24 protein-coding genes are annotated in these 25,211 nt (G+C 62.0%); 17 read left to right on the top strand and 7 right to left on the bottom strand.

The features are described from left to right. Positions 1-40: 40 nt before the first annotated feature. From prfA to PHAMO_RS05890, 5 genes are all read left to right on the top strand, one after another. Complete coding sequence (gene prfA, locus PHAMO_RS05910) at positions 41-1,117, top strand: peptide chain release factor 1 (RefSeq protein WP_002727398.1); 1,077 nt, start codon at positions 41-43, stop codon at positions 1,115-1,117. Next, positions 1,117-1,971, top strand: a complete 855-nt coding sequence (gene prmC / locus PHAMO_RS05905; protein WP_002727397.1) for a peptide chain release factor N(5)-glutamine methyltransferase — start codon at positions 1,117-1,119, stop codon at positions 1,969-1,971. Before prfA ends, prmC begins: the two co-directional genes overlap by 1 nt. A gap of 190 nt (positions 1,972-2,161) precedes the next feature. Continuing rightward, the gene (locus tag PHAMO_RS05900; protein ID WP_002727396.1) at positions 2,162-2,599 is read left to right on the top strand and encodes a DUF4167 domain-containing protein; all 438 of its coding nucleotides are present in this window, start codon (positions 2,162-2,164) and stop codon (positions 2,597-2,599) included. A gap of 246 nt (positions 2,600-2,845) precedes the next feature. Next, positions 2,846-4,864 carry a flagellin N-terminal helical domain-containing protein gene (locus PHAMO_RS05895; protein ID WP_002727395.1) on the top strand — a complete coding sequence of 673 codons (2,019 nt, stop codon included), beginning with the start codon at positions 2,846-2,848 and terminating at the stop codon, positions 4,862-4,864. A gap of 90 nt (positions 4,865-4,954) precedes the next feature. Continuing rightward, the gene (locus PHAMO_RS05890; RefSeq protein WP_002727394.1) at positions 4,955-6,628 is read left to right on the top strand and encodes a tetratricopeptide repeat protein; all 1,674 of its coding nucleotides are present in this window, start codon (positions 4,955-4,957) and stop codon (positions 6,626-6,628) included. A 38-nt stretch (positions 6,629-6,666) separates the two neighbouring features. On the opposite strand, the gene secF is transcribed toward PHAMO_RS05890, so the two are convergent. From secF to PHAMO_RS05860, 6 genes are all read right to left on the bottom strand, one after another. Beyond that, a complete protein-coding gene (gene secF, locus PHAMO_RS05885) occupies positions 6,667-7,614 on the bottom strand; it encodes a protein translocase subunit SecF (RefSeq protein ID WP_002727393.1) in 948 nt (315 codons plus the stop codon). Between the two features lie 105 nt (positions 7,615-7,719). Beyond that, positions 7,720-9,288 carry a protein translocase subunit SecD gene (gene secD / locus PHAMO_RS05880; protein ID WP_002727392.1) on the bottom strand — a complete coding sequence of 523 codons (1,569 nt, stop codon included), beginning with the start codon at positions 9,286-9,288 and terminating at the stop codon, positions 7,720-7,722. 46 nt (positions 9,289-9,334) lie between these two features. Then, positions 9,335-9,706, bottom strand: coding sequence for a preprotein translocase subunit YajC (gene yajC, locus PHAMO_RS05875; RefSeq protein ID WP_002727391.1), 372 nt, complete (start codon positions 9,704-9,706; stop codon positions 9,335-9,337). Between the two features lie 124 nt (positions 9,707-9,830). Beyond that, positions 9,831-10,424 carry a class I SAM-dependent methyltransferase gene (locus PHAMO_RS18375; protein ID WP_002727389.1) on the bottom strand — a complete coding sequence of 198 codons (594 nt, stop codon included), beginning with the start codon at positions 10,422-10,424 and terminating at the stop codon, positions 9,831-9,833. 204 nt (positions 10,425-10,628) lie between these two features. Beyond that, positions 10,629-12,584, bottom strand: a complete 1,956-nt coding sequence (locus PHAMO_RS05865; protein WP_002727387.1) for a DNA translocase FtsK — start codon at positions 12,582-12,584, stop codon at positions 10,629-10,631. Position 12,585: 1 nt separating this feature from the next. After that, positions 12,586-13,011, bottom strand: coding sequence for a PAS domain-containing protein (locus PHAMO_RS05860; protein ID WP_040566217.1), 426 nt, complete (start codon positions 13,009-13,011; stop codon positions 12,586-12,588). A gap of 175 nt (positions 13,012-13,186) precedes the next feature. On the opposite strand from PHAMO_RS05860, the gene PHAMO_RS05855 reads away from it, so the two are divergent. Together PHAMO_RS05855 and meaB are read left to right on the top strand one after the other, a co-directional pair. Further along, positions 13,187-13,477 carry a hypothetical protein gene (locus tag PHAMO_RS05855; protein WP_002727383.1) on the top strand — a complete coding sequence of 97 codons (291 nt, stop codon included), beginning with the start codon at positions 13,187-13,189 and terminating at the stop codon, positions 13,475-13,477. Positions 13,478-13,484: 7 nt separating this feature from the next. Beyond that, positions 13,485-14,504, top strand: a complete 1,020-nt coding sequence (meaB, locus tag PHAMO_RS05850; RefSeq protein WP_002727382.1) for a methylmalonyl Co-A mutase-associated GTPase MeaB — start codon at positions 13,485-13,487, stop codon at positions 14,502-14,504. Here the strand turns inward: meaB and PHAMO_RS05845 are convergent. Beyond that, complete coding sequence (locus tag PHAMO_RS05845; protein ID WP_040566216.1) at positions 14,482-14,862, bottom strand: hypothetical protein; 381 nt, start codon at positions 14,860-14,862, stop codon at positions 14,482-14,484. The genes meaB and PHAMO_RS05845 overlap by 23 nt on opposite strands. Before the next feature lie 125 nt (positions 14,863-14,987). Between PHAMO_RS05845 and PHAMO_RS05840 the strand changes: the two genes are divergently transcribed. The 10 genes from PHAMO_RS05840 (at position 14,988) to PHAMO_RS18365 (ending at position 25,147) form a co-directional block, all read left to right on the top strand. After that, on the top strand, positions 14,988-15,290 hold the full coding sequence (locus PHAMO_RS05840) for an STAS domain-containing protein (RefSeq protein ID WP_002727378.1): 303 nt from the start codon (positions 14,988-14,990) through the stop codon (positions 15,288-15,290). A 16-nt stretch (positions 15,291-15,306) separates the two neighbouring features. Next, the gene (locus PHAMO_RS05835; RefSeq protein WP_002727376.1) at positions 15,307-15,672 is read left to right on the top strand and encodes a response regulator; all 366 of its coding nucleotides are present in this window, start codon (positions 15,307-15,309) and stop codon (positions 15,670-15,672) included. A 23-nt stretch (positions 15,673-15,695) separates the two neighbouring features. Then, entirely contained in the window at positions 15,696-17,852 is a 2,157-nt protein-coding gene (locus PHAMO_RS05830; protein ID WP_002727374.1) for a chemotaxis protein CheA, read from the top strand. Between the two features lie 26 nt (positions 17,853-17,878). Then, a complete protein-coding gene (locus tag PHAMO_RS05825; RefSeq protein WP_002727372.1) occupies positions 17,879-18,358 on the top strand; it encodes a chemotaxis protein CheW in 480 nt (159 codons plus the stop codon). Positions 18,359-18,418: 60 nt separating this feature from the next. Beyond that, the gene (locus PHAMO_RS20285) at positions 18,419-20,842 is read left to right on the top strand and encodes a methyl-accepting chemotaxis protein (RefSeq protein ID WP_002727370.1); all 2,424 of its coding nucleotides are present in this window, start codon (positions 18,419-18,421) and stop codon (positions 20,840-20,842) included. Between the two features lie 62 nt (positions 20,843-20,904). Further along, positions 20,905-21,756: a CheR family methyltransferase gene (locus PHAMO_RS05815; protein ID WP_002727369.1), complete on the top strand. Its 852-nt coding sequence runs from the start codon at positions 20,905-20,907 to the stop codon at positions 21,754-21,756. After that, positions 21,753-22,388, top strand: coding sequence for a chemoreceptor glutamine deamidase CheD (gene cheD, locus PHAMO_RS19310; RefSeq protein ID WP_002727357.1), 636 nt, complete (start codon positions 21,753-21,755; stop codon positions 22,386-22,388). The genes PHAMO_RS05815 and cheD overlap by 4 nt, the downstream gene beginning before the upstream one ends. 9 nt (positions 22,389-22,397) lie before the next feature. Continuing rightward, positions 22,398-23,450, top strand: a complete 1,053-nt coding sequence (locus PHAMO_RS19305) for a protein-glutamate methylesterase/protein-glutamine glutaminase (RefSeq protein WP_002727355.1) — start codon at positions 22,398-22,400, stop codon at positions 23,448-23,450. 63 nt (positions 23,451-23,513) lie between these two features. Then, positions 23,514-24,035: a hypothetical protein gene (locus PHAMO_RS05800; protein ID WP_002727353.1), complete on the top strand. Its 522-nt coding sequence runs from the start codon at positions 23,514-23,516 to the stop codon at positions 24,033-24,035. After that, positions 24,035-25,147, top strand: a complete 1,113-nt coding sequence (locus PHAMO_RS18365) for a ParA family protein (protein WP_002727351.1) — start codon at positions 24,035-24,037, stop codon at positions 25,145-25,147. Before PHAMO_RS05800 ends, PHAMO_RS18365 begins: the two co-directional genes overlap by 1 nt. Positions 25,148-25,211: the final 64 nt, after the last annotated feature.

Genomic DNA, 25,211 nt, shown 5'->3' with positions numbered 1-25,211 from the left:
ATGATGGCCGGATGCGCCCAGGGCACATGGATTCCGATATATGATTCTCGAAACCCACCTCGATAAAGTTCTTTATCGCCACGACGAATTGCGGGCGCAGCTTTCCAGCGGCGAGGGACTCGATTCCGCTCAGATTCCCCGGCTGTCCAAAGAACTGTCCGATCTCGATCCGGTGGTCGAGGCGATCGTCACCTTCCGCAAGAGCCGCGACGAGATGGCCGAGGCCGCGGTGATGATGCAGGACGCCAGCGCCGATCCCGACATGCGGGCGATGGCCGAAGAGGAATTCTTCGCGCTGAAAGAGCGGCTGCCCGACCTGGAACGGGCGGTGCAGATCATGCTGCTGCCCAAGGACGAAGCGGACGAGAAGAACGCAATCCTGGAAGTCCGCGCCGGTACCGGCGGCGACGAGGCGGCTTTGTTTGCCGCCGAATTGTTTCGGATGTACGAGCGTTATTCTGGCTTGAAGGGCTGGCGCTTCGAGGTGCTTGACGCCAACGATACCGGGATCGGCGGTGTGCGTGAGGCCAGCGCCAAGATTACCGGGCGTGGCGTCTTTGCGCGTTTGAAGTTCGAATCCGGGGCCCACCGGGTCCAGCGCGTTCCTGCGACCGAGGCGTCGGGGCGGATTCACACCTCGGCCGCTACTGTCGCGGTGCTGCCCGAGGCCGAAGAGGTCGATATTCAAATCGACGAGAAAGATCTGCGCGTCGATGTCTACCGCTCGCAGGGTTCGGGCGGTCAGAGCGTCAACACCACCGATTCGGCGGTTCGGGTCACTCATATTCCGACCGGGTTGGCCGTCGCCTGTCAGCAGGAAAAAAGCCAGCACAAGAACAAGGCGACCGCGATGACCCTGTTGCGCTCGCGTCTGTACGAGCGCCAGCGGTCGGCATTGGACGCGGAACGCGCCGCCAACCGTAAAAGTCAGGTCGGCTCGGGCGATCGTTCGGAACGGATTCGCACCTATAACTTCCCTCAAGGCCGGGTGACCGACCACCGCATTAATCTGACGCTGTACAAGATCGACGCCGTGATGGCGGGCGATGCGCTTGACGAGGTGGTCGAGGCCTTGATTGCCACCGATCAGGCCGAGCGTCTGGCCGAGATGCAGTAATGCCCAGTTTGGGTCAAGCTTTGAGCGAGGGACGGCTGCGGCTGAGTCGGGCCGGGATCGATACCGCTTTGTTCGATGCCCGTCTGTTGCTGGCCGAGGTGACCGGGCTGGCCGCGCCGATGGTTGCCTTGCGCGGGAGTGAAGACCTGCCACCCGAGGCGGCGGCGAGGTTCGAGGCGCTGCTGGTTCGGCGTGAGGGCCGCGAGCCGATGTCTCATATTCTGGGGCGGCGTGGCTTCTGGACGCTTGATCTGGCGGTGACCGCCGACACGCTCGATCCTCGCCCTGATACCGAAACTCTGGTCGAGGCGGTGCTGGCGGTGTTGCCGAATCGGAAGCGGCCCCTGCGGTTGCTCGATTTCGGTACGGGCAGCGGATGCATCCTGCTCGCGCTGTTGTCGGAATTGCCCGCCGCGATTGGACTTGGCATTGATGCCAGTCCGGCGGCGTTGGCGGTGGCGACGGCGAATGCGGAAACCAACGGTCTGGCGCCCCGTGCCCAGTTCCGCCTGGGCGATTGGGGGCAGGGGATCGGTGGGCGCTTCGACGTGATCGTCTCGAACCCGCCTTATATTCCCGAGGCCGAAATCGACGGTCTGGCCCCCGAAGTCGCCCGGTTCGAGCCACGGTCGGCTCTGTCAGGCGGGGCGGACGGGTTGGAATGCTATCGTCGTCTGATCCCGGATATCGCCCGTTTGCTGGTGCCGGGGGGGGTGACGGCGGTGGAGGTGGGGCAGGGGCAGGCCGGGGCGGTGGCGGCGCTGATGACCGCTGCCGGGCTGCGTCTGGAAATGCTGCGGTGCGATCTCGGGGGAATTGAGCGCTGCGTCGTGGCTTTCGCCCCGGAATCTTAAAAAAAGTTGTTGGAAAGACGTTTCTCCCCGACTAGGGTGACGCCCACACGCGCCAGCGGTGTCGAGGGATCGCGTAGAACCCATTGGGCTCCCTCCTCGACCGGGCGTGGTGAACTCCCCCATAGCCGCCCCCTCGTACGGATGCGGACTGGCCTGACCGAGACGTCGGCGGAATGGATGTGACAGACTCATGATGAATATTAAGACAGGTCCCGTGAATCCCAAGCAACGCTCTCGCGGCCGTGGTCCCAATGGGGGCAAGAAGCACAGCAGCGGTGGCGGTGGTGGCGGCGGTGTTCCCGGTCGTAACCACGTGTTCGACAGCAACGGCCCGGATGGCCGCATTCGCGGCAACGCCCATCAGGTGCTGGAAAAGTATCTGGCGCTGGCCCGCGATGCCTCTTCCCAGGGCGACCGCGTTGCCGCCGAGAATTATTACCAGCATGCCGAGCACTATTTTCGGCTGATCAACACCCAGAACCAGAATAACGGCCGCCCGCGTCAGGCTTTGCCGACTCCGGCCGAGGATCAGGCTGGTGACGAAGGCGAAGAAGGCTACGAAGGCGATGGTGAATCGTCCGAGGCTCAAGAAGCCGAACTGGTCGGGCCGGGGTCTGACGTCGCCTGATCTTGCCGATCGGGGCGCAAGCCTTGACTGAGTAGTTTTTAGAACCCTCTCCCACGCTGGTGGGGGAGGGTTTTGTTTTTTGCCTCCCCCGTCCGGCGCAGGAGCGCAGCGGTGATCGGTCCCGACGGTACCAGGACTAAAGTCTTAGTCCGGTCGGCGAAAAAGGGTTGCGTTCAGGAGGTGGGGGGCGTAGGGTTACAGTTGTCATTGAAAATGACATAAAGTCTCTAGAATTAGGAGAACCCCATGGCTGACGTCACCCTTACATCCGCAATGCGTTCCAATCTGTACTCGTTGCAGGGTACCGCATCGCTGATGACGACGATTCAGGGCCGTCTCTCGACCGGTAAAAAGGTCAATAGCGCTCTCGACAATCCGACCAACTATTTTGCCGCTCAGTCCCTGACCCAACGGGCGAGCGATCTTAGTGCGTTGCTTGACGGCATGGGCCAAGCGATTCAGGCTCTGACCACCGCCAGCCAGGGCATCACCACCGCTCAGAAGACCATTGAGCAGATGAAGTCGATCGCCAACTCGGCGGCCCAGTCCATCACCACCGCCGGCAATGCCGACGGCACCAATATCGTTGCCTATAATCCGCTGGGGTCCGCTGCCTCGGCCGGTGTCGCTTTGACGGCTGCCACCGCCGTGAATTACGGCCTGACCTCCTTGGTGGCAGGTACCACCACCACGTCGTTGGGCATCCTCAATGGCGATTCCATGACGGTTCAGGTTGGCACCGGTGCCACCTATACCTTTACCGTTGGTGCCAGTGCGACCAACAATGCCGTCAAAGGCAATGGCGGCGGTACCACGGCGGCAGAACTCGCCACCTGGATGAACACCCTTGGGGCTGTCACCGATATCGGTGTGACCACGGCCGGTAAGATAACTGTTGACGCGAACCCCGCCGGTCTGACGATTTCCGGCAATTTGGCCAGCGCCCTTGGCCTGACCACCACGGCCGCCCAGACCAGCGTCCAGGCCGGTTCTCTTGTCGGTAGCCTCGATTACACCAATCAGGCGCCTGCCACCGGCTCGACCCTTGTTTCTCAGTTGCGTGAAAGCACTGCGGGCAAGTTGTTGACCAACGCTGGCAACGGCAATACGGCTCCTGGGAGTTACCTCAGCATCGCGGTCGGCGGTGGAACGACCAAGAGCATCAACATCACCGACAAGACGACCGTTCAGGACGTCTTGGATGCGATCAACACCATCAGCGGCGTCTCGGCTTCGTTGGACTCAACCGGCGCTCTGAAGGTTGTCAATAATAACTCGACCGCCGTGACGGTGAGCGGTACGGCCAGTGGTATCCTGGGTGCCGCGACCACCACCATCAATGCGAACTCCAGCGTCAGCCAGACGATCGTTCAGGGCTATGGCAAGGTGGTTGCGGCCAATTTGCCGACCACGGCTCTGACCAGCCTTCAGGCTCCCGCTGGGCAGTCTCGTATCGCCAAGGGCGATCAGTTGAACGTCACGATCGATGGCGTTACCACTGCAATCACCCTGAACGATATCGCCACCACTGCTGCGGGGGCGCAGACCGCGACCGTGGTGTCGAATGTTTCCGGTTTGATGAGCGCCTTGGGCCAGATCAGTGGCATCACCGCCACGCTGGATAACACCACGGGTCAGCTGAACATCACCAGCAGCTCGGGTAAGACGGTCACCTTCAGTGGTAATGCCGCTGGAAAGCTGTCCCTGCCCCCGAGCATCGCGCCAGGCCAGTCCAGCCTGAGCGGTTCCGGTGTGTCGGCGACCTACATCAAGCAGTTTGATGACCTCAGCAAGCTCCTCGACCAGCAGGTTCAGGATGCGAGCTATAAGGGCATCAATCTGATCAGCAGCACCGGCAACAACCCGCTCACGGTGACGTTCAACGAAGCGGCGTTCAATGCTAACAAGCTGGTGGTTAAGGCTACCGATCTGACCTCCAAGGGTCTGGGGCTCACTGCGGCGACTGGCAACTGGAAAGATGCGAACACCATCCAGTCCTCGTTGTCCCAGCTGACGCTCGCGCAAACGACCCTGCGTGAGAACTCGGCTGTGCTGGGTCAGAACCTGACCTCGGTGCAGAATCGTCAGGACTTCACCAACAACATGATTGCGACCCTCAAGACCGGCTCGGACAATCTGACCCTGGCCGATATGAACGAGGAAAGCGCGAACATGCTGGCCCTGCAAACCCGTCAGCAGCTGGGCATCCAGTCGCTGTCCCTGGCTTCGCAGGCCAACCAGGCGGTTATGCGTCTGTTCGGCTAAACCAGCTGACGGACCAAGAATTGGGGGCGGCTTCGGCCGCCCCTTTTTTTATGAACACGTCCTGCCGGGACGTGCAAACAGGACATTGATATGGCGGCAGTGTCGATCATGGTGGCGTTTGACGCAGCGATCCGCTCCCACCGGGCCGGGCAGTTGGCCAAGGCCGAACGTCAATACCGAACGATCTTGAAATCGAAGCCCCACCATGTCGAAACCCTTGTCATGCTGGGGCAGCTCTTGACCGAAACCGGGCGAGCCGAAGCCGCCCTCGAAACCCTCGGCGTCGCATTAACTGTCGATCCGGCTCGCGCCGAGGCGCATGGTGCCCAGGGCGCGGCCTTGCGTCGTTTGGGGCGGCGTGACGAGGCCGCATCGAGCTATCGCCGTGCTCTTGCGCTGAAGCCCGATGCGGTCGAACCGCATGTCAATCTGGGCAATACCCTGCTCGATCTCGGTCGATGGGGGGACGCCGCCGAGTCGTTCCACGCCGCTATCGCGTTGGTGCCAAGTCTCCCCGAGGCGCATTTGGGTTTTGGGCGGGCGCTTCATCAGATCGGACGAACCGACGCGGCGATTGAGGCGCTCCGTCTCGCCATCGGCCTGCGGCCCGATTATGCCGCCGCATATGACGCGATGGGGGAAATCGCCTGCGATTTGGGGCGGTGGGGTGAATCGATTGCGTTTCACGCCGAGGCACTTCGGCTTGATCCCAAAGGACCAGGGTTTCACACCCATTTCGGCATCGCACTCTATAATTCCGGTGAGTTGCAGGCCGCAGAGGGCAGCTTCCGGGTGGCGCTCTCGCTCAATCCCGACGATGTGATCGCTCACTTCAATCTGGCGGCGGTTCTTCTCCGCACGGGTCGGTTGGCCGAGGGCTGGGCTGAGTACGAATGGAGGCGGCGTCTCTTCGGCTTCCCCGATCTCAACACGACCCGGCCGGAATGGCACGGCGAGCCGCTGGATGGGAAGACGCTGCTGCTTTATGGCGAACAGGGACTAGGCGATACGCTGCACTTCGCCCGTTATGCTCATCTGGCGGCGGCTCAGGGCGCGCGGGTCGTGTTGGCGGTTCAACGTCCTCTGCTCCGCTTGATGCGCTCGGTTCCCGGCGTGGCAGAGGTGGTGCCGATGGGGGAGGCGGTAACCGCCGATTATCACCTGCCGCTGCTGAGTGCGCCGTTGCGATTCGGCACCGAGATCGCCACCATTCCGGCACCGATTTCTTATCTGGGCGTCGATCCCGAGGCGGCGCGGTCTTGGGGCGAACGATTGGCCGGGATCAAGGGGCTGAAAGTCGGTCTGGTCTGGGCGGGTGATCCTCGCCCCGATGACCGCGCTGCCAACCGGGTCGATCGCCGCCGTAGCCTGTCGCTGGCTCAGTTCGGCGTGTTGGCGGATATCCCCGGAATTACCCTCATCAGCCTGCAAAAGGGCGCCCCGGCAGCGCAGGCTAAGGCCCCGCCCGACGGGTTGAGCGTGTTCGACTGGATGGACGAGATCGATGATTTTGCCGAAACCGCCGCTTTGGTATCGCATCTCGATCTGGTGATCAGCGTCGATACGTCGGTGGTCCATCTGGTCGGGGCGATGGGAAAGCCGGTGTGGATTCTGTCCCGCTTCGATGGGTGCTGGCGTTGGCTTGACCGCGACGACAGCCCTTGGTACCCGACAGCCCGGCTGTTCCGTCAAACTGTGCCTGGCGATTGGAGTGGGCCGCTTGCCGCTCTTGCCGCCGCCTTGCGGGAGACGGCGCAGGGGTAAAGTCGGCCGGGCAATAAGCCCGGCCGTGGCGATAAAGGTTAGGGCCGCTGCGTCGCCGTCGGGTCGGCGTCTTTCTCGCGGTCTTTGCCGTTGCGCAGGTTGAAGTAGATCAGCATCGGCATCGCGACATAGATCGAAGAATAGGTGCCGATGATCAGCCCCCACAACATCGCGATGGCAAAGCCGCGCAACACTTCTCCGCCGAAGAACAACAGCGCCAGAACAGTGACGAACACGGTTGTCACCGTCAGGATGGTCCGGGCCAGCGTCTCGTTTACCGACAGGTTAAGCAGGTCGTAGATCGGCATGGTCTTGTACTTGCGCAGGTTCTCGCGCACACGGTCGTACTCGACTACGGTGTCGTTTACCGAATAACCGGCGATAGTTAGAATCGCCGCCACCGTGGTGAGGTTGAACTCAAGCCCGGTCAAGGCAAACAGGCCGAATGTGGTGATGACGTCGTGGAAGGTCGAGACCAGCGCCCCCACCCCGAACTGCCATTCGAAGCGGAACCAGACGTAGACGGCGATCGCCGCCAGCGATAACACGACCGCCAGGATGCCGTCGCGAACCAGTTCGTCGCCGACCTTTGGTCCGACGATTTCGACCCGGCGATAGGTATAGCCGGTGCCGAGGCTGTCCTTGACCTTGCCCAGCGCATCCATCTGCGCCTTCTCTCCGCCGTCCTGACGCTGGATGCGGATCATCACGTCGCGGCCGGTGGTGCCGAACTCCTGAAGGCTGACCTCGCCGAGATTGAGCGTAGCGAGGCTGGTGCGCATCGTGTGAAGGTCGGCCTTGCCCTCGACCGCCTGGGCCTCGATCAGGATGCCGCCAGCAAAATCGATACCGAAATTAAAGCCCTTCACGACGATCACGGTGATCGAGCCGAGGATCAGAACAGCCGTGATGCCAAAGGCGATAAGCCGATAGCGGATAAAGTCAAAATTGGTGCCGTGCGGCAGGAAACGATCGATCAGTTGCATGGGTCGGTCCTAATTCACGGCGCCTTCGGCCTTTGCGCTCTGTCCGCATGCGGGGCCGCCGCCTTGATGGCCGCCGGTTGCGGCGGCCATGGTTTCACCAAAGGTTCAGGCCAGCGGCAGAGTCTTCATCTTGCGCCAACGCACCCACCACACCACCAGCATCCGGTTGACCAACACGGCGGTGAACAGCGATGCCAGAAGGCCCAGCGACAGGGTGACGGCAAAACCGCGCACCGGGCCGGAGCCGAACTGGAACAGCAGAGCCGCCGCGACCAGGGTGGTAACGTGCGCATCGAAGATGGTGCCGAAGGCGCGGTCATAGCCTGCCTGCAATGCCGACATCAGAGTGCGGCCATTGCGCTGTTCCTCGCGCATGCGCTCGTAGATCAGCACGTTGGCGTCAACGGCCATGCCCATCGTCAGGACGACACCGGCGATACCGGGCAGGGTGAGGGTCGCGCCCAAGGCTGACAGAGCCGCCAGCAGCAGCACCAGATTGAACACCATCGCCAGATCGGCCAGCATGCCGAGCGAGCCATAGACCACCAGCATCGTGATGACGACGAGGATTAGGCCGATGATGCAGGCGATTGCACCGGCGCGGATCGAATCGGCGCCGAGATCGGGACCGACGGTCCGCTCCTCCAGCACCTGCAACGGTGCCGGCAACGCGCCCGCCCGCAGCAGCATCGATAGATCCTGCACCTGTTGCAGGGTGAAGCTGCCCGAGATGATCCCCGACCCGCCCAGGATCGGCTCGTTGATCCTCGGCGCGCTGATGACCTTCTCGTCGAGAACGATGGCGAGGAAATGCCCGGCATTATCGCGGGTGGCATCGCCGAATTTCTTCGCCCCGGCCGCATTGAAGCGGAAGCTGACGACCGGGCGGCCTTCGGAATAGGTCGCGCTGGAATCGGTCAGCATGTCGCCGCCGACCTCGACCCGCTTGCGCACAACGTATTGTTCGGGCTGACCGCGGTCGTGTTCGGCTCCGGGCAGCACCATCGAACCGGGCGGTACCCGTCCTCGGGCCGCTTCTTCGGCGGAAACGCTGTCGTCGAGCAGGTGGAAGGTGAGCTTGGCGGTCTTGCCCAGCAGCGACTTGATATGGTCGGGGTCCTTTACGCCGGGGAGCTGGACGACGATGCGGTCCTCGCCCTGACGCTGGATCGACGGTTCGCGAGTACCGAGTTGATCGATACGCCGCCGCACGATCTCAAGAGACTGCTCGACAGCAGACAGCTTGCGCTTGTGGATCGCCTGCTCGGAATAGCGCAGTTGGACCAGACCGTCTTCCTTGGTCTCCAGATCGGCAGAGATATCGATTTTGCGCAGCAGCGTTCCGGCCCGCTCGCGGTCCTCGACATCGAGGATGCGGACGCTAACGGTGTCACCGCGAACGCCCAGGTCGGAATATTTGATCTTTTCCTTGCGCAGCGTGGTGCGGATCGATTCGACCAGCCCGGAAATCTGCTCGCGGACGACATAGCCGGTATCGACCTCCAGCAGCAGGTATGAGCCGCCCTGGAGGTCGAGGCCGAGACTGACCGGCTGCAACCACGACGGCAACCGATCGGCATGTTCGCGGGACAACAGATTGGGGGCGGCAAAGGTGAAGCCAAGCAGCCCCACCAGAACCACCACAACGATCTTCCATTTTGGGAAATAGCTCATGTCCCGGCCCGTACTCGAAAGGTTGTCGTGTGAAGAGGCGGGAAGATCACTTCTCGGTCGGCTTTTCGGCCTCGGCCTTTTCGCCAGCGACCGGCTCGCTCTTGCCCAGCACCTCGGTGATGGTGGCGCGCAGGACGCGGACACGGACGCCATCGGCGATCTCGACGACGACTTCGGAATCGTTGACCAGCTTGTTGACGGTGCCGATGATGCCGCCCGCAGTCACCACCCGGTCGCCCCGGCGCAACTGGTTCAACATTTCCTTGTGCTGCTTCATCCGCTTCTGCTGCGGACGGATCAGCAGCAGGTAGAACACCACGAAGATCAGAACCAGAGGCAGGAACTGTTCCAGGATGCCCATGGTGCCGGTGGCAGCGGAGCTGGCGGCGGCTTGGGCGAAGGCTGGCGAGGCGAACATCTTCACTACTCCTCGGGAGAAAACCCATTCGAACGAAACGATGCCGGACTATAGCGGTCCCGGACGCGGTTGCAAACGTCCTCTCACCCCGTTGCCTGAACGGGAACGGAGTGCAGGGGCCAGTTTAGCGAAACATGAATATGCTGAAATCGTGAGGAAGGTAATCGTGCTTCAGAACGACGCTCTTGGTCAATGATAGCGCGAAATCAAGGATTTCAACTGGATCGTAATAGTGGAAGCCCCGGTCTGTTCCCCTGTATTCGCTACTGGCCAGACTCATTACGCAATGCTGAGTGCATGATTTATACATCGCCCGCAGCATTGAACGCACTAATTCTTCGTTGTGCCCAAGCTCGATATTGATCGGGCCGACCGAAACAATCACGTCGAACGGCGTCTCGGGCGGGTGGGTGAGGATATTACGCAACTCAAAAGCCCGCTCTGGGGCATTGGAGCGGCATACATCGATGAATTGGGGGTTGATGTCATAGCCGGTATAAAGGGCGGTCGGTGCTTTGAGCCGCAACGCTTCGGCCAGATCGCCAAAGCCGCAGCCGACATCCAGTACCGTTTTGCCGTCCAGGTTTCCCTGTGACAATACCGCGTCGAAGCGTGCTTGCTGCGATTCCTTCGACCGCCAGCCCAGACTGCCGCCGCTGCGTCCCGTCCGGGCGAACAGGGAATCGTGGAAATTGTTGATGATCGTCTCGTAGTTCATCTTTCCCCTCCGGTCCGTGACGGCCCCGGCCCCGGACCGCCGATGTCCGATGCGCACGGTACACCCGTCGGCCCCGTCCGGCCCATGCATCCAAAGCATGGGACGATCCCCCCGACCGGCGATGCGGAATCGCCGTCACTCTCGTGTGGAGAGATCGTCCCACCATCTGGAGGCAGGTGTTTTCCAGAGAAGAAGGCGACCGGATCAGTTCCCTCCGTTGCGCCCCAGCACCTCGCGCTTGCCCTGATGATTGGAGGGTGACACGACACCTTCGGTCTCCATCCGTTCGACCAGCCGGGCAGAGCGATTGTAGCCGATCTGAAGCTGACGCTGGATGAAGCTGATCGAGACCTTGCGCTCGCGCGTTACCAGCGCCACCGCCTGATCGTACAGATCGTCGCCGCTGCCGATGCCGCCGCCCTCGTCACCGGAGCCGCGCAGGTCGTCGTCATCGTCGTCGTCGGTAATCGAGCCGAGGTAATCCGGTTCGCCCTGGGCCTTCAGATGAGCCACCACCTGCTCAACCTCGGTGTCCGAGACGAACGGGCCGTGGATGCGCGACACCCGGCCGCCTCCCGACATGAACAACATGTCGCCTTGTCCGACCAATTGCTCGGCCCCGGATTCGCCCAGGATGGTGCGGCTGTCGATTCGCGAGGTGACCTGGAACGAAATTCGGGTGGGGAAGTTGGCCTTGATCGTGCCGGTGATGACATCAACCGAAGGACGCTGGGTTGCCATGATCAGGTGAATGCCCGCGGCGCGAGCCATCTGAGCCAGGCGCTGTATCGCCACTTCCAGATCGCGACCCGCCACCATCATCAGGTCGGCCATCTCGTCAACCAGCACGACGATGTGCGGCAACGGCTTCAGGTCGATCGGCTGTTCCTCGAACACCGGCTCGCGGGAGGCGCGGTCAAAGCCGACCTGAACCCGATGGGTGACCTTTTGCCCCGACACAGCCAACTCGCCCAACCGGGCATTGTAGCCGTCGATATTGCGGACGGCGAGCAGCGCCATGGCGCGATAGCGCGCTTCCATCTCGCGCACGGCCCATTTCAGCACCCGAACCGCCTTGTCCGGGTCGGTGACCACCGGGGTCAGTAGATGCGGGATGCCGTCATAAACCGACAGTTCCAGCATCTTGGGATCGACCATGATCAGGCGGCATTCGTCGGGGCGGAAGCGGTACAGCAGCGACAGGATCATCGCATTGATACCAACCGATTTGCCCGACCCGGTGGTTCCCGCGATCAGCAGATGCGGCATCCGGGCCAGATCGGCGACGACTGGTTCGCCCGCGATATCCTTACCGAGCGCCAGCGGCAGCCGCCCGCTGTGCTGGAGGAAAGCCGGGCTTTCCAGAATTTCACGCAGGTAGACAGTCTCGCGGATCGGATTGGGCATCTCGATGCCGATCACGCTCCGCCCCGGTACGATCGCGATGCGGGTTGTGATCGTGCTCATCGAGCGGGCGATGTCGTCGGCGAGATTGATAACCGTCGAGGATTTGGTGCCGGGCAGCGGCTCGAACTCGTAGAGCGTTACCACGGGTCCCTGGCGGACCTCCATGATCTCGCCCCGCACCTTGAAATTGCGCAGGACGGTTTCAAGCGTCCGGGCGTTTCCGGCCAGGGATTCCTCGTCCTCTTCGACCCGATTGCGCGGCGGCGGCGGCTGCAAGAGCTGAATCGAGGGCTGAGTATAGCCCTGGCGGCGTGGCGGTGCGTCCTCGTCGTCGTCCACGTCTATGTCGTGTTCGTCCGCCACGTCCGGTTCGTCGTCGGCCTCAATGCTGTCGGCGATGGGCGGGGGTGGGGCGGCGGGGGTGGGGCGCACGCTGAGGGGCAACGGGACGACCGGTCCCGGCTCCTCGCTGTCGTCCTCATCCCAAGTTTCGGCTCCAGCCGGGCGGGCAAAGCTTTCGCCCCATTCGACTCCGGCGGCGAAGGCAAAGGCGGCGGCGGCGGCGGGCGTTTCGTCGGTTTGGCCGGTGCCATAAGCGACGGTCGCCTCGGGCCGTCCGGGGAAGACCTCGACGTCCCACTCAACCGACCCATCGGGCCAGCGGTGACGCATCAGTCGGAACGGCTTGCTGTTGACCGCGCACCAAAAGTTGAAATCGGCGGCGGTCATGGTGTCGTCTTTGACGGGGCTCATGTCATTCCAGGCGGTAGACGGCGACAATGATCTTCTCGACTGCGCCGTCGCCGTCGAAGAAGGGGAGAAGCAGGCGTTCCCAGGTTTGGGTTTGCCCGTCGAAATCAGCGGTGTAGCGGCGGACCAGAGTGGTCGAGTCGCGCCGCACCGTGTCGTATTCGCGGGCCAGGATGGCGCGCTGGGCTTTGGGCAGCTGATCGATCGAATGGCCGACCATGTCGGTGCCAAAGGCGGCGGCTAAATTGGCACCGTAATAGGCATAGCGCGGCTCGCCCGCCGGGTCGATATCGACCACGACCAGATTGTCGAGCCAAGGCCGCAGCATGGCGGGGCTGAGATCCGCCGCCGAAGGCAGCCCCTCGCTGCCACCTTGACCCAGCCACCAGCGGCGTAGGGAAATCAGTTGGGGATGGTGAAGCAGGTTCATATCCATTATCGGTGCGCCCGAAGCGAAGAAAAGCGGACACCCTGGCGGAAAGTCTCCACCAGCCGCCCGCTGGCCCGGACTGTAGCCAACCTCGGCCCCCCGCTCAATCACCGTTATCGTTCGACGGTATCCCTCGTCGATGACAGCGGAGGGGATTCCGGGGTAGTGTCTGACGATGTTCGGTTGGCTGCAAGCTCTGTTCCTGGACGGCAAGGCGCGCGAAAATCTTTCCCGCGCCAAGATTTCCGTGCGCGCTCAGGCCTCGGTTCCTAAGGCGAAACCCGCTGTCCAAGCCGCTGCCGCCCGCGCCAAGCTGCTGCGCGAGGCGGCTGAAATTCATCGCGCCAAGCGCAAGATTTTGGACACTCTGTCCGACGAGGATCGCGCCAAACTGGTATCAATGGCGATCCTGACTTTCTTGAACCAGGGGACCGAGCCGCCGCCCGATCCCAAGACCCGGAAATAGACTGCCCGTGACCCTGCCTTCACTCGACCCCATTGCCCTGGCCCGTTCCGTCCGTGCCGGTGAGCGCCGCGCTCTGGCCCGCGCCATCACCCTGATCGAATCCACCCGTCCCGACCATCGTGCAAGCGCCGAGGCGCTGTTGCACGAATTGCTGCCCCATACCGGCGGCGCGGTGCGGGTTGGCATCACCGGCGTTCCCGGTGCGGGGAAGAGCACCTTCATCGAAAGCTTCGGCCTTCATGTTCTGGCTCAGGGAGGGCGTCCGGCGGTGTTGGCGGTCGATCCGTCCAGTCCGCGCTCTGGCGGTTCCATCCTGGGCGACAAGACCCGGATGGAAGACTTGTCGCGTGACCCCCGCGCCTTTATCCGCCCCAGCCCGTCGGGCTGCACTTTGGGCGGTGTGGCGCGGCGCACCCGAGAAGCGATGCTGGTGTGCGAGGCGGCAGGCTTCGACGTGATCGTCGTCGAGACCGTCGGTGTCGGTCAAAGCGAGACGGCGGTGGCCGATATGGTCGATATGTTCCTGCTGTTGCTGGTGCCGGGCGGCGGCGACGAGTTGCAGGGAATTAAAAAAGGGATCGTCGAACTGGCCGATGCGATCATCGTCAACAAAGCCGATGGCGATCTTGCCACCGCAGCGGCGCGGGCGGCGCGCGATTACGGTAATGCCCTGCATCTGCTCGCTCCCGCCGCGACCGGCTGGCGGGTGCCGGTGCTGACCTGTTCCGCACTGACCCGCACCGGGATCGATTCCGTTTGGAACACTGTTCGCGAACATCGTGACGCGCTGGGGGCCAATGGTGCTCTGGCCGCCCGCCGCGAGGCGCAGGCCCGCGCCTGGATGTGGAACGAGGTGTCGGAAACGCTGTTGCAGAGCCTGCGCGACGATTCCCGCGTTGCGGCCCTGTTGCCGGAGATGGAGCAGGCGGTCGCCACGGGTCGCGTCCCTCCCGGCGCGGCGGCGCGGCAGTTGGTCACCTTGTTCCGTGGAGGGAACGAAACCGCTAAGCCCGGCGCAGACGCTTGATGAAGACCCAGTAGGTGCCGAGGATCGGGCTGACCTTGAAGTGCACCCGTACTTTGTAGGAGAGGCGGGCGTTGGCGCAGTCGAACACGACGTTGAGCGCGCCGCTGCTGACGCCTTTACGGAATTCCTCGACGATGATCGGGTTCCCGGCCCAGCGCGCCACCTCGCCGAAGAAATTTCTCCCAATGGGCGAAATCTTGCCGTCGTCGTTTTCTTCCGGTTCTGTGTCGTTATAAGATACGACACGTCCCTCGGCGTTCAATTCGGCCGCTCCGTAGGGGATTCTCCGTAAGTCTTCGTCCTTGAGCTGTCCAAGTGGGTTTTCGGGATCGCTTTGATCGAAAGCGAACACCGTCATGTTCCATGGACCGGCCTGAGTTGTTATTTTGGGCATTCATGCGCCTGGGCGGTTCGGCTCTTACTTAAGTCTGGAATTTGACGTATTATCACAGTTTGGTCCACTGGGAAGTTGGCAACCGCGCCATGGAAACCAAAGAGTCTCAAGGCCGGCTAGAAATCGAATTGCCAGAAATCGTCGATCTGCTTGCAGCGGGAGAGTTGCGTGACACCCTTCTCGATGCGCTTGGGCAGAGCAACGGAATCGATGTTGCCATCAAGGCCGACCGAGTTGCCCGGCTGTCAACCGCTGCGATCCAGGTCATCCTGGCCGCCGCGCCGGGCTTTGCTGGTTCCGCCCGTCGATTGATTCTGGACAGTCCAGCCGCCCCGGTTGTCGAAGCGTTCGGGCGGCTGGGTCTCGACGACGAATTACAAAAACTGATCTGAGATCTGGGAGAGCGGAATGGGTAAGTGCGTTCTGGCAGTCGATGATTCGAAGACGATGCGCGATATGGTTTCGTTCACGTTGCGAGGGGCCGGTTACACTGTGCTCGAAGCCGAAAACGGTGTTGCCGCTCTGCGTACCATTCAGGGGCAAAAGGTTGATGTCATCATCACCGACGTCAACATGCCCGAGATGGATGGGATCACCCTGGTCCGCAAACTGCGCGGATTGCCTGCCCATGCCGGGACGCCGATTTTGATCCTGACCACCGAAAGCGAGCAGGCGAAAAAGGATGCCGGTCGTTCCGCCGGTGCTACTGGGTGGATCGTTAAGCCGTTCAGTCCTGAAAAGTTGTTACAGATCGTGGCGAAAGTCTGCCCCTAGCGGCTCGAACGGGAGAGGCGTGCGTGAGCGAGGATCAGCCCTACGACCTGTCGCGGTTCAAGGCGACCTATTTCGAGGAATGCGCCGAGCTTCTTGCCGCCGCCGAGGAGACGATTGCGCGGCTGCAACTGGGCGAGGGCGATCTTGAAGATCTCAACGCCGTCTTTCGCTGTGTCCACTCGATCAAGGGCGGTGCCGGAGCCTTCGCCTTCGAGGATCTGGTCCGCTTCGCCCATGTGTTCGAGACCTCGATGGACGCGCTGCGCTCGGGCCGGGTTGCCCTGACGCCGCATGTCGCCGATCTTCTTGTTCGCGGTACCGACACGCTGGGCGATTTCGTTCGTGCCGCCCAGGAAGAGGTGGCTTTGCCTGCCGATCACGGTGCCGACGTTACCGCCGCACTGGAACGGATTCTAATCGAAGAACCGGAACCACCCTCCGCCGTGCCGGTTCCGTCTGGTGCCGCTCCGGTCGTCAACGCGCCTATTCTGTGGAATATCCGCCTGTTGCCTGCCGCGGGTCTGTTGCTGACCGGCAACGATCCGCAATTGTTGTTCCGCGAACTGGCCGCACTGGGCGAGATCGAGGTTGTCGCCGACCTGTCGCGTCTTCCCGGTTTGACCGAGATCAATCCTCGCGACACATACCTGTCCTGGACCATATCGTTGATTACCGACCGGGAGCGGGCCGAGATCGAGGAGGTGTTCGAGTTCGTCGCCGGCGATACCGCCGACGTGCTGATCACGCAGATCGGTCTTGATGTCGATGGGGAAGGCGAGGGGTGGGGGCTGTTCCTGCCGCTTTCCGAACCCGCTCCAGATCCCGCACCTGCTCCCGTCGCGGCGGTTCCATCGGTTCCGGTTTTGCCCGCTCCGGCTGTTGCCCGTGCCGATCCGCATCCGCCCCTGTCCGCCCCGATCCGATCCGGGACCAATGCATCCACCGGCGCCAGCGTCGGCGGCAGTGGCGGCAGCGGGATTCACACGGCCTCGATTCGGGTCGATCTCGACCGGATCGACCGTCTGGTCAACATGGTCGGCGAACTGGTGATCACTCAGGCGATGCTGGGCCAGCAGACGACGGGATTTTCCGTCGAGTCCCATCCCGAATTGATCCAGGGATTGCAGGAACTATCGCACCATACCCGCGAGCTTCAGGAAAGCGTGATGGCGATTCGCGCCCAGCCGGTCAAGGCGCTGTTCTCGCGCGCTCCCCGTCTGGTCCGCGATCTGTCGCTGAAACTGGGCAAGCAGGCCCGGCTGGTGATGAGCGGCGAGAACACCGAAGTTGATAAGACGGTGATCGAGCAATTATCCGATCCGTTGACTCACCTGATTCGCAATTCGCTCGATCACGGGCTGGAGCCGCCGGAAGAGCGCCTTGCCGCCGGAAAACCGGCCGAGGGGACGATCCATCTTGGTGCCGCCCACCGCTCGGGCCGAATTATCATCGAGATTTCAGACGATGGGCGTGGCATCAATCGCAAGCGGGTGTTCGACAAGGCGGTCGAGCGCGGACTGATCGATCGCACCGCCCAATTATCGGATGAGCAGATCGATCAGCTGATCTTTGCCCCAGGCTTCTCGACTGCGGATCAGGTTTCCGACGTTTCCGGCCGTGGTGTCGGCATGGATGTCGTTCGCAAGAATATCCAGGATGTCGGCGGGCGCGTGGTGGTGCAGAACACCCCCGGCCTAGGCGCACGCTTTGTGCTGTCTCTGCCGTTGACCCTTGCGGTGATGGATGGAATGTTGGTCGCGGTCGGCGGCGAGCGCTATGTCCTGCCGCTCACCAACATCGTCGAGTCGTTGCGCCCGACGCCTCAGCAGACCCGAACCCTGGTCAATGTCGGCGATGTGCTGACGTTGCGCGGCGATTATATCCGACTGGTCCGGCTGTACGAATTGTTCGGGATCAAAGGCGCGATCACCGATCCTACCCGTGCCCTGGCCGTTGTGGTCGAGACCGAGGGCGGCGACCGTATCGGTCTGCTGGTTGACGAATTGCTCGGGCAGCAGCAGGTCGTCATCAAAAGTCTGGATTCCAATTTTCATCCGGTCGAGGGTGTCTCGGCCGCCACCATCCTGGGCGATGGGCGAGTGGCGCTGATCCTGGATGCTGGGGCGCTCCGAATCATGGGCGAGCGTCTCAGCCACGACGCCACCGTGGCGGCGGAATAGCGCTACGGCGCAAAGGGGAGGGTGATGTGTCGGAGAGCAGCGTGTCGGAAAGCAGCATCAGACAATTCATCTCGTTCACGATTGGCGACGAGGAATACGGCGTCGATATCATGGCGATCCGCGAGATCAAGGGATGGACGGCAAGCACTGAATTGCCCAACACTCCGGCCTATATCCGTGGTGTCATCAATCTGCGCGGCGCGATCGTTCCGATTCTCGATCTGCGGGCCCGCTTTGGCCGAGGCGTTACCGCCACCAGCCCCCGCCATGTCATCATTGTCGTCGCGGTGGGCAGCCGGGTGGCGGGTATCCTGGTCGATGCCGTTGCCGACATCCTGGCCGTCTCTGCCGATGAAATTCAGCCGCCGCCGCAGATCGAGCGTTCGGATATCGGCTTTTTGACCGGCTTGGTTACCGTCGATGGGCGAATGGTTGCCCTGCTCGATCTCGACCATGTTTTTGCGTTCGACGATTTGGATTTGACCGACGGCGTCGCGGCGGCCTGATCCTCCGCCCGACCAATCACGACCGGCCGCGCCCGATGCGACCAGATAATGGAGTGAGCGATGATCACCTGGATGGCCAACTTCAAGATCGGAAGCCGTATCTTCGCAGGCTTCATCCTTGTTCTGGCCCTGCTGTGCGTCCTGGGCGTCACCGGGTGGCAGAGCTTGGACGGAGCTGTCGGTCGAAGCCGCGAATATGCCCGCCTGGCCGGACAGGCCCAGAGCATTCTGAAGATCGAGACCGACGTCGCGAATTTACGGCGGCTGGTGCGAGCTTATGAGAAATCGGGGGACGAGAGCGATTTCATCCCTGTTCACGATGGCAACATCGCGCTGATCGAGGCTCTGAAGGTCGCCCAGGGTGTTTTCGTCACCGAAACGCGGCGTGAAACCACGGCTCGAATGATCCGGCTGGCTCAGGACTATCAAGTCGCGACCGAGAAGATGAAGGAATTCACCATCACGCGCGATGCGAACGTCGCCGTGATGAGTCGTAACGGCGCGGCCGGGTTTGACGAATTGGGCCGGTTGATCGATACTCTGCGCGCCGCTCACGAAACGGAATTGACGTCGGATCTGGCCGATCTGCGTGCCGAATGGGCGCAATCTCGTCTGGCCGCTGCTAAATATATGATCGATCCTAGCCCGGAGAGCGCCAACACCGCGACCCGACAGATCGAAAAAGTGTCTCAGATGTTGAGTGCCTTCTCTGCCAAGGCCAAGAACCCTGAGGTTGTTCGGCAGACCCGCGGCATCGTCGATCTGACTACGCAATATCTGAAATCCTTCAACGACACCGTCGCCGATGGCACCAGAGCCCAGAACATTATCAATGTCGCTATGCCCAAGCTTGCGGCCGACTTCGCGGCCCTGGCCAACGAATTATCGACCGATCTAGACCGGCGTCTGATCAAGGTCGCCCAAGAAACCGAAGCGGCCAACGCCACCTCCATCACCCTTCTTCTTCTCGTGTCGAGTCTGGCGGTTTTTCTCGGTATCGTCTTTGCCTGGGTGATTGCACGCGGCATCACTGTCCCGGTTCAGGCAATGACCGGCGCGATGACCCGGCTGGCTAACGGAGACAATACCGTCACGATTCCGGCGTTGGACAATCACGACGAAATCGGGCAGATGGCCAAAGCCGTCGAGGTCTTCAAGCAGAACGCCATCGACAAATTGCGGATGGAGGCCGAGCAAAAGGCCGCCGAGGAATCCCGGCGCGCTCAGGAAGAGGCCCAGCGCAAACGCGAGGCCGCAATTGTCGTCGAGGTGGCCGATGTTGCCAAGGCCGCCAGTTCGGGCGATCTCGACCGCCGTATCGATCTCTTGGGCAAAGATGGCTTCCTGCTCAATCTGTGCGAAGGCGTCAACAACCTGATCGCCTTGACCGGAACCGCGCTGAAGGACGTGGCGGGCGTGCTTTCCGCCGTCGCCGACGGTGACCTGACCCGGCGGATCAATGGCGATTACGCCGGGGTGTTCGGTCAACTGAAGGTTGATGTCAATCGCACCGCCGACAAGTTGTTCGAGGTCGTCAGCAACATCAATGAAGCTGCCGTCCAGATCACCAGTGCCGCCTCGGAAGTCGCCGCTGGAAGCCAGGATCTGTCCGAACGCTCGGAGCAGCAGGCCAGCGCGCTGGAAGAAACTGCCGCCTCGATGGAAGAACTGGCCGCGACTGTTCGCCAGAACTCGGCCAACGCCCAGCAGGCCAACCAACTCGCCGCCGGTGCCCGTGAAGTCGCGGCCTCGGGCGGTCAGGTGGTGACCGATGCGATCGGGGCAATGACCCGGATCGAATCCAGCTCGCAGAAGATCGAAGACATCGTTGGCATGATCGACGAGATTGCGTTCCAGACCAATCTGTTGGCTTTGAATGCCGCTGTCGAGGCGGCTCGGGCCGGTGACGCGGGCAAGGGCTTTGCCGTCGTGGCCCAGGAGGTTCGCAATCTCGCCCAGCGCTCGGCTCAGGCTTCGAAGGAGATCAAGGGGCTGATTGCTGAAAGCTCGTCCCAGGTCCGCAACGGTGCCGATCTGGTCAAGGGCGCGGGTCGGACGCTGGAAGAAATCCTTGGCTCGGTCAAGCGGGTTGCCGATATCGTTGCTGAAATCGCGGCGGCCAGCGCCGAACAGGCCAGCGGTATCGATCAGGTCAACGAGGCCGTCACTCAGATGGACGAGATGACCCAGCAGAACGCGGCTCTGGTCGAGGAGAGCACTGCCGCTGCTCATTCCCTGGAAGAGCAGTCGCGCCATCTGGGCGAGGTGATGGGCTTCTTTAACACGGGCGAAGCGGTCGCCTCCGCTCGCGTCGTCAGCCGTGCTCCGGTCAAGTCCGCAGCTAAGGCGGCCGCCAAGCCGGTGATTCGCAAACTGGCGTCTTCGCATGTTGCTAAGGCTCATACTCTTCGTCCCGAACCGCCGAAGCCCACCGCTACCTCGTCCGCAAAGACGGGTGCGGATGAGGATTGGGCAGAGTTCTGACGCTAAGATCCCGCACCGGGTCCGGTTGCCCCCGCAGCCGGACCCTTGCCGGGGGTGGGGACATGACCGTGGGTGAATCGTCCGCGCCCCGACGTGAATTCGAGTTAGGCGACCGCGAATTCCGCTATCTCGCCTCCTTTCTGACTCGTGAAACCGGAATTGTCGTCACTGACCACAAGCGTCAGATGGTCTCTGGCCGTCTTGTAAAGCGATTGCGGGCGCTTGGGATGCGCAGTTTTACCGAGTATTGCGATCTGATCGAGGGGCCGGATGGCCATGCCGAGATCGAGAATCTGGTCAATGCGCTGACCACCAACATCACCCAGTTCTTCCGCGAACCGCATCATTTCGAGCATTTGCGGACCCGCGTACTGATCCCCCGCGCGGGCGAAATGCCGCGCCGGTCCCGTCTGCGGATCTGGTCGGCGGGCTGCTCCTCGGGGCAGGAGCCCTATACCATCGCGATGATCGTTGCCGAGACCCTGCGCCCTATCGAAGGTTGGGATGCGCTGATCCTTGCCACCGACATCGACACCAACATGTTGGCCCGTGGTGCCGCCGGGCAATATTCGGCGGAGGAGGGAGCCACCATTCCCGAAACCTACCGCAAACGGTATGTCCGCCGGGTCCATGGCGATCACGACCGGGTGCAGATGAGTGACGATCTGCGCCGTCTGATTCGGTTCCGTCGCCTGAATTTGCATGAGCCGTGGCCGATGAAAGGCTTGTTCGACGTTGTTTTTTGCCGCAACGTCGCGATCTATTTCGACAAGCCGACCCAGCATCGTCTGTTCAACCGTTACGCGGATGTTCTGGTCCCCGGTGGTATGCTGTACCTTGGGCATGCCGAATCGCTGATCGGCCTGACCGATCGTTTCGAGATGTCCGACAAGACCGTTTACAGGCGCAAATGAAAGAGAAGGAACAGGTTTGGGGCAGCCAGGCGGAAGATGCCGAACGCCGACGCTGGTTCGATCCCACGTTCAAGATCATGGCGGTCAAGGTTCTGCCCGGCGAACATTACGTCTCGACGGCGGGGCAAGAGATGATCGTGACCGTTCTCGGATCGTGCGTCGCGGCCTGTATCTGGGATCCCCGGATGAAAATCGGCGGGATGAACCATTTCATGTTGCCCGACAGCGGAGCAGAGTACGCTCCGATCGATAAGGCGATGCGCTATGGCAACCACGCGATGGAAGAATTGATCAACGATCTTTTACGCCGGGGGGCGCGACGCGAAGCGCTGGAGATCAAGGTCTTCGGCGCCGGGAACGTTATCCCCGGCATGGTCGGCGGCGGCGCTTCGGTCGGCGACCGTAACGCCGTTTTTGTTCGCCGCTATCTTGGGGAGGAAGGATTGCGCCTTGCCGCCGAGGATCTCGGCGGTCCCTATCCCCGTCGTATCCACTTCTTCCCCCGTCTTGGCAAGGTTATCCGGCTGTTCCTGAAAAAAGACGTCGAGCGTGCGGTCATTACCCGCGAAATGTCCTATCGTTCGCGACTCAAGGACGTACCGGTTGAAGGTGACGTCGAACTGTTTACGTGAGATTGTCCTATGGCCCGTATCCGCGTTCTTATCGTCGATGATTCCGCCCTGATGCGACAGATGCTGTCGTCGATCCTGGGGTCCGATCCCGGAATTGAGGTGGTTGGCACTGCGCCCGATCCTTTGGTCGCACGGGAAAAGATCAAGACTCTGAATCCAGACGTGATGACCCTCGATGTCGAGATGCCGGGAATGGATGGGCTGGCGTTTCTGGAACGGGTGATGTCGTTGCGGCCAATGCCGGTGGTGATGGTATCGTCGCTGACCGGGCAGGGGGCCGCTGTCACCCTGCGGGCGCTGGAGTTGGGGGCGGTCGATGTGTTTTGTAAGCCCGCCGACGCCATGGCGGGCGGGTTGAACGCTTATCGGGCCGAACTGATCGAGAAGATCAAGGCCGCCGCGATGGCCAAGTTGCGTCCGCCGCGCGATGCCTCGACCCGGTCGTCGGCTCGGTTGCCGGTGACCCAGATTTACCGTTCCAGCGATCGGCTGGTCGCGATCGGCTCCTCGACCGGCGGGGTCGAGGCATTGCGGGATATCATCGTCGCCTTGCCCGCCGACGCGCCTCCGGTGGTAATCGCCCAGCACATCCCACCGCGTTTTTCCGCCAGCTTCGCCGAGCGTCTGAACGGGTTGTCGGCGGTTCGGGTCAAGGAAGCCGTCGATGCCGAACGCATTCTGGCTGGTCATGTCTATATCGCTCCCGGCGACCGCCATCTACGGGTACGCCGTTCGGGAGCGGCTCTGGTGACTCACGTGCAGGACGGACCTCTGGTCACTGGGCATAAGCCCAGCGTCGATGCTCTATTCCATTCGGTGGCGCAGTCTTGCGCTGCCAAGGCGGTTGGCGTCATTCTGACGGGGATGGGGCGCGACGGGGCGGACGGATTGCTGGCAATGCGTGAGGCTGGCGCAGATACTCTGGGCGAAGACGAATCGTCGTGTGTCGTCTATGGTATGCCTAAGGCGGCCCGCGAGGTTGGGGCAACCCAGCGTGAATTGCCGCTGTCGCGCATCGCCGAGGAAATTTTGCGGCTATGCCGGGCTCAAGGCGATGATTGATGCAATGCCGCACTTAGGCCACAGTGTGGAGACAGCGTATCGGCGCGTAAGGGGGGCCGGTCGATGAACACATCCGTGGATGCCGTGGAGGACAAGGCGGCGCTTCTCGGCCTGCTGGCTCGTTGGCAGGCATTTTCCGAGTTGCAGCAGCGTGCTTTCTCTTTCCTTGCCGCAGAAGCGATCGCCACCGGCGAGGAGTTCGAGAATTCGACCGATGGTGCCGCCGCCGTGTTGGGACAGATGAGGAATGCTGTTGCCACGTCCGATCCAGACCGGCTTCAGGCGGAGACCTTTACCGTGATCCAGCGCCTACAATCCGCCGATCGCTCCCGCCAGGGTCTGGAGCAAGTGGCCTCGGTGTTGGAGACGTTCCGGCGACTCGAAGCCGAGTTGGTGGAAGAAACGCAACGCCACCCGCCTTTGCCGCCGATTGATGTCGTGCTTGAAACCTGGAGTCGGCAATTGAGTGAATGTGTTTCCCTCTCCGACTGGCGGCGGCGCTTCGCCGCTGCTCTGGACGGCCGCGACCCTGGGCCGCGCAATCCCGCCCCGGCTGAAACCTGTGACGAAGAACTGTTTTTCTGATGGACGAGACCGAATCCACCCCTGCCGCTGCTTCCACTCCACCGCTTCCGCCGGTGATGGTCGCCGTCTTCAATCAAAAGGGTGGCGTGGCGAAAACCACGACCGCCTGTAATCTGGCCGTCAGCCTGACCGCATTCGGCTATCGGGTTCTGTTGGTTGACCTCGACACTCAGGGCAACGCCACAGCCAGCTTCGGTGTCGCACCTCTGCCCGCCGAAGGGGCTTTCGAAGTCATTACCGGACGGGCTGACGTCGCCGATGTCGCCCTCGATACCGTCTATGAGGGGTTGTGGCTGTTGCCTGCGACCCAGAGCTTACGCGACAACGACCATCTGCTGACTCCTTCGGGACGACGGCGCGGATTGCTCGAAGCCCGTCTGGCCGGAACCGGCGTCGATATCGTTGTCGTCGATTGCCCCCCCTCGTTGGCAGCCGCCACCTCGACCGCATTGGCTTCGGCGACAGCGGTGCTGATGCCGGTCCATCCCGATCCTTTCGCCCATGACGGGTTGGTTAACACTTGGTACGAGATCTGCCGCGTTCGTGAGACGGTCAATTATCAGTTAGGTGTTGCCGGTATCCTGCTGACGATGACCGAGGCCGATCCGACCGGGGCTGACGTCACCCGTGTCATCCGCGCCGAATTCGGCGATCAGGTTCTGGGTGTCGAGATTCCCGCTCAGATCAAGGTCGCCGAGGCGGCGCAACTGGGGTTGCCGGTGACCGTGCTTGACCCTGACGGCCCTGCGGGTCTGGGCTATGTCGATGCGACCCGCGAGATGCTTGCCCTGCTGGTGCGGCAGAATCGTCATTGGGTTCATCTGCCCGAAGCGGCGAGCCGGGACGCGGCGCTGGAGCGTTTGCGCGAATGGCGTGCGACGATCCATGCTGACCTTCTGAACCGTTCCGCCATCGCGTCAGGACTGGCCGAAGCGCGGCCCCGGACCACTGGCGAGCGGATGTCGCAAGCGGCCTCGGTTGCGGTTGCCGCGCCAAAACGGGCGAAGTGGCGGGTTCTAACCCTCAACCAGTTTATTGCTCTGACCGCTGCTTTTGTCGCGGGAATGGCGATCGAAGCCCTAGTCGAGTTCCTGGGTCGAATGACGCACTGATCTGACCGCCAAAGAGGGGGGATATCTCTTCCTCTTTGGCGTTATCGGAGCGCTGCGAATCCGA

This window comes from Magnetospirillum molischianum DSM 120 (assembly GCF_000294655.1).
Taxonomy (GTDB): Bacteria; Pseudomonadota; Alphaproteobacteria; order Rhodospirillales; family Magnetospirillaceae; genus Phaeospirillum; species Phaeospirillum molischianum.
This window is presented reverse-complemented; position numbering and strand designations above follow the sequence as displayed.

Coding starts and splice junctions, on each gene's coding strand:
- PHAMO_RS05840 (WP_002727378.1), top strand. CDS start 14,988: ATGGAAACCAAAGAGTCTCAAGGCCGGCTAGAAATCGAATTGCCAGAA.
- PHAMO_RS05900 (WP_002727396.1), top strand. CDS start 2,162: ATGATGAATATTAAGACAGGTCCCGTGAATCCCAAGCAACGCTCTCGC.
- PHAMO_RS18375 (WP_002727389.1), bottom strand. CDS start 10,424: ATGAACTACGAGACGATCATCAACAATTTCCACGATTCCCTGTTCGCC.
- cheD (WP_002727357.1), top strand. CDS start 21,753: ATGAAAGAGAAGGAACAGGTTTGGGGCAGCCAGGCGGAAGATGCCGAA.
- secF (WP_002727393.1), bottom strand. CDS start 7,614: ATGCAACTGATCGATCGTTTCCTGCCGCACGGCACCAATTTTGACTTT.
- PHAMO_RS05835 (WP_002727376.1), top strand. CDS start 15,307: ATGGGTAAGTGCGTTCTGGCAGTCGATGATTCGAAGACGATGCGCGAT.
- prfA (WP_002727398.1), top strand. CDS start 41: ATGATTCTCGAAACCCACCTCGATAAAGTTCTTTATCGCCACGACGAA.
- PHAMO_RS18365 (WP_002727351.1), top strand. CDS start 24,035: ATGGACGAGACCGAATCCACCCCTGCCGCTGCTTCCACTCCACCGCTT.
- PHAMO_RS05855 (WP_002727383.1), top strand. CDS start 13,187: ATGTTCGGTTGGCTGCAAGCTCTGTTCCTGGACGGCAAGGCGCGCGAA.
- yajC (WP_002727391.1), bottom strand. CDS start 9,706: ATGTTCGCCTCGCCAGCCTTCGCCCAAGCCGCCGCCAGCTCCGCTGCC.
- prmC (WP_002727397.1), top strand. CDS start 1,117: ATGCCCAGTTTGGGTCAAGCTTTGAGCGAGGGACGGCTGCGGCTGAGT.
- PHAMO_RS05800 (WP_002727353.1), top strand. CDS start 23,514: ATGAACACATCCGTGGATGCCGTGGAGGACAAGGCGGCGCTTCTCGGC.
- PHAMO_RS20285 (WP_002727370.1), top strand. CDS start 18,419: ATGATCACCTGGATGGCCAACTTCAAGATCGGAAGCCGTATCTTCGCA.
- PHAMO_RS05865 (WP_002727387.1), bottom strand. CDS start 12,584: ATGAGCCCCGTCAAAGACGACACCATGACCGCCGCCGATTTCAACTTT.
- PHAMO_RS19305 (WP_002727355.1), top strand. CDS start 22,398: ATGGCCCGTATCCGCGTTCTTATCGTCGATGATTCCGCCCTGATGCGA.
- PHAMO_RS05890 (WP_002727394.1), top strand. CDS start 4,955: ATGGCGGCAGTGTCGATCATGGTGGCGTTTGACGCAGCGATCCGCTCC.
- PHAMO_RS05815 (WP_002727369.1), top strand. CDS start 20,905: ATGACCGTGGGTGAATCGTCCGCGCCCCGACGTGAATTCGAGTTAGGC.
- PHAMO_RS05845 (WP_040566216.1), bottom strand. CDS start 14,862: ATGACGGTGTTCGCTTTCGATCAAAGCGATCCCGAAAACCCACTTGGA.
- PHAMO_RS05895 (WP_002727395.1), top strand. CDS start 2,846: ATGGCTGACGTCACCCTTACATCCGCAATGCGTTCCAATCTGTACTCG.
- PHAMO_RS05860 (WP_040566217.1), bottom strand. CDS start 13,011: ATGAACCTGCTTCACCATCCCCAACTGATTTCCCTACGCCGCTGGTGG.
- secD (WP_002727392.1), bottom strand. CDS start 9,288: ATGAGCTATTTCCCAAAATGGAAGATCGTTGTGGTGGTTCTGGTGGGG.